This window comes from Streptomyces flavofungini (genome assembly GCF_041028215.1).
GTDB classification, from domain to species: domain Bacteria; phylum Actinomycetota; class Actinomycetes; order Streptomycetales; family Streptomycetaceae; genus Streptomyces; species Streptomyces flavofungini_B.
Map to the genome: position 1 here is coordinate 1 of NZ_JASKYR010001174.1, position 1,506 is coordinate 1,506.

Annotated in this window: 2 protein-coding genes; both read right to left on the reverse strand. The window is 72.4% G+C overall.

Annotated elements, in window-relative coordinates; genetic code table 11:
- Positions 1–216: 216 nt before the first annotated feature.
- Positions 217–687, reverse strand: a complete 471-nt coding sequence (locus tag AB8Z36_RS39490) for an indole-3-glycerol phosphate synthase (protein WP_369218182.1) — start codon at positions 685–687, stop codon at positions 217–219.
- 132 nt (positions 688–819) lie between these two features.
- Positions 820–1,506 (reverse strand): dihydrofolate reductase family protein (locus AB8Z36_RS39495; protein ID WP_369218183.1); only part of this gene is annotated, 687 nt, incomplete at its 5' end.

The following is a 1,506-nucleotide window of genomic DNA, read 5'->3' on the forward strand; positions in this document are numbered from 1 at the left end:
CGGGGCACGGGCCCCGCCAGGGGCGCGGGGAACTGCGCGCCCAGCCACAACGAACCCGCAGGCGAAAAAAGACCAAAGCTCCGCTCAAGGCCCAGGGACCAGCCCGCCAGGGCCGCAAGGACGGGCCCGTAAGGGGCGCGGGGAACTGCGCGACCAGCCACCCCGAACCCGCAGGCAAAAGAAGACCAAGGCCCCGCTCAAGGCCCAGGGGCCAGATCAATCACTGTGGGAGAACAGCTTCAAGACCGGCACCCCCACCTTGTGCCGCGCCCGCGACGCCCAGTCCCGGTGGAAGAACTCCTCGACATAGTGGGGATCGGTCAGCACGATGACCTCATCGGCCCCCGCCTCGCCCACCAGCGTCTTCAGCGCGTCCAGCGGGTGATCCTCGATGAGCCGCCCCTGCGCCTCGCACCCGGCGGCCCGCAGCGCGGTCAGCGAGACCCGCAGCGCCTGCTCACCGGGGCCCGCCGCCTCGTCGCCCTCGGGGGTCGAACCCTCCCGCGCCGCCTCGTCGAGCTCGCCGAGTGCCACGTCGTCGATGGCCCGGAGCAGCCGGTCGGCCTGGTCCCCCCTGGGCTGCAGCAGCACGTGGAACGTGACCGTCTCATCCCCGTGCAAGGTGGTGACGAACTCCACGTCCGCGGAGGTCAGGGCCTTCTCGATCATCAATACGCTTGTGAACACGTCAGGCGCCCTCTCATCCGTGGGCCGTCCTTCCGGCCCTCGCGGAAACCATCCTGCCCCGTGGCCGTACGGGGTCTGCGACTTTAAGTGTGCCCAGCCGGAGCGAAACGGAACGAGCTATTCCGCTCATTGTCAGCTCCGACGGTATCGGGTGAAGAGGAACCCGGCCTCCTCCAGTACGGACGCCAGTACGAACCGATCCGGCGTCGCCAGCGCCTGTCCGCCCGCGATCCGCTGCGCGTCCCCCGCGGTGAGCGTCGGCGACACCGTCAGACAGAGCTCGTCCAGCGCGTGGGCCGCCACGAACTGCCCGAGCAGCCGGGGACCGCCCTCGGTGAGCAGCCGCGTGAGSCSYCGSTCGGCGAGGGCGGGCGCCACCCGTGCGGGCGCCACGGTCGCGCCCTCCCCGGCGAACACCACATCGGCACCGGCCGCGCGGGCCGCCGCCACCCGGTCGGCGGGCGCGGCGGCGCCCGTCACCACGAGCGTGGGGGTGAGCGGCGAGGTGAAAAGCGGAAGCGAGAAATCCAGGTCCAGGCTCGCGCTGACCACGGCGATGGCGGGCGCGGGGGCCTGGCCCGCCGCCGCCCTGCGCGCCGCGAAGGCCTCACGCGCGCGTGCCGGGCGGTAGCCCTCAAGACGAACCGTTTCGGCGCCGACGACCACGGCGTCGGCGAGGGCCCGCAGGGTGCCGAAGATCCGCATGTCGGTGTCGCCGGAGATCGGCTGGGAGCGGCCGTCGTGCTGGGCGGCGCCGTCGAGCGAGGACACCATGTTGGCGCGCAGCCAGGTCGCCTCGCCCACGGGGTACGCGTAGGC